Origin of the sequence: Desulfovibrio sp. 1188_IL3213 (genome assembly GCF_036763145.1) — a bacterium.
Lineage (GTDB): Bacteria > Desulfobacterota > Desulfovibrionia > Desulfovibrionales > Desulfovibrionaceae > Desulfovibrio.
This window is the reverse complement of record NZ_JBAIYR010000450.1, coordinates 1-1,714: the sequence shown is the minus strand read 5'-3', so window position 1 is coordinate 1,714 and position 1,714 is coordinate 1. Positions and strand designations below refer to the sequence as shown.

Below are 1,714 nucleotides of genomic sequence, written 5' to 3'. Positions count from 1 at the left end.
GCAACAGGCTGTGGACGGCTGGAATGCGGCTCTTGCCGCCCGTTCGCCTTCCCTGGCCGATTTTTATGACCATGCACGCTTTAACCGTGAGCCGGGAGCGCCGCGCGGCCTTTCTTACAATGCCGCATGGCGCGAGCTTGAGAAGCATCTGGGTGCGCCGTGGCTGCGGTATATCAGCCGCAAGCCCTCTTTCGAGGTGCAGGGCAAGCTGGCAGTCAGCCGCTGTGAAGAGCTTGTGGCCGGGCCTCACGGCCTGAGCGAAGGCGTGCGTACACTCTGGTGGCGTCAGGGCGACAATGGCGATCTGCGCATTGTGGCATCGCAGTTCCAGCCCGAAGAACTGGGGCTGGCCGCCGACTACCTGGATCAGGTCGGCGGCGCGGTGAGTGATACCGTTGAAGGCTGGCGCAAAGCCTGGGAAGCGGGCAACCTGGATGCCTATATGGCCTATTACACTGATAATGCCGTGCAGCAGGGTCGGTGGGGGGCAAAAAACATCCGCCGACAGAAAGCAGATCTGTGGTCCCGGGTGCAGCCGACCCTTGTGCAGCTTTCCGGCCTGCGGCTGGTGGCGGACAAGACCGGAATACGCGCGGACATGGGACAGACCTATGCCGACAGCGCCGGACACAGCGACCGGGGAACCAAAACCCTGCTTTTGCAGTACGACGGCAAGAAGTGGCTTATTGCGCGTGAAGACTGGACAGCGGCCCCTGCCGCCGCTTCCGCGCCCGGAGGGGGCAGACCTTGAAATACAAGGAGAGCCTTTCCATCATCTTTATGAGGGATAACGGCCCCCGGCGCAGCTTTCGCGTCCGCCGGGGCCGCTTTTATGCGGCGCTGTTTTTTTTCGCTTGCCTGCCTGTGCTAAGCTCTGTTCTGGGCTGGCAGTGCTGGCTGCTCTGGCAGGAGAATGCCGCCCTGCGCGCCAACGTGCTGCGCTTTGAGAGCGATTATCAGGGGGCGCAGGCCACGGCGGAGCGGCTTGAGCATCTTGAAGAGCTGCTCCGCGAAGAGACTGTGCAGGGGCGCGATCTTGTGCTGCGCCGCCTGGGCGGGGGGGAAAACGCCGCCGCAATGCCGCCCGCAGACAAGGAGGAAAACGGTAAGGTCGAGGCGCTGCGCGGTGCTGAGGGGCCGGGACATGAGGAATTTCCTGCCATTGACCTTGATTATGTCAAGGTGGGTAATGTGCAGGTGCGTGCTTTGCGCGGAGGCAAACTGCGTCTTGCCCTTGATTTGCGTAATACCGATAATCAGCGTTTGGCCTCCGGCTCTGTGGCAGGAACTCTGATTACGGCCGATGGGGCAAAGCATGCCCTGAGTTTTGACCCGGAAAACGTGGGGGATTTTCGCATCAGCCGCTTCAAGCGCACGGTCATTGTTGTGCGCCTGCCGGGACGTCTTGATCTGGTCAACGCCCAGGTTATCCTTGAGGTGCGCAACCAGGATGAAAGCGTGGTGTATCGCAATATTTTTCCTGTGGAGCACTAGGGCCTGTTCTTTGAGATGGGTTTGTGTTGCCCTGCGGGCATGAAGGCTTTTTCTCTGCTCTTGTTTGGACCGCCTGTGCGGCGTGCAAAGAGATGGAAGGGGTCGGCCTTCGAGAGGGAATGCTGCCGCCCTGCGGGCGCGGAGGTTTTTTCTCTGATGTTGTTTGGGCCGCCTTCGCGGCGGGCGGCAGAGGGGGCCTGTTAGGGGCTGCGCCCCTCCG

General features: G+C 61.4%; 2 protein-coding genes. Both read left to right on the top strand.

The window, feature by feature from the left end:
• A partial coding sequence (locus V6C16_RS12505) for a YybH family protein (RefSeq protein ID WP_442886231.1) occupies nt 1-751 on the top strand: 751 nt, incomplete at its 5' end.
• Nucleotides 748-1,494, top strand: a complete 747-nt coding sequence (locus V6C16_RS12500; protein WP_333543358.1) for a hypothetical protein — start codon at nt 748-750, stop codon at nt 1,492-1,494. The genes V6C16_RS12505 and V6C16_RS12500, both read left to right, overlap by 4 nt.
• The last annotated feature ends 220 nt before the right edge of the window (nt 1,495-1,714 follow it).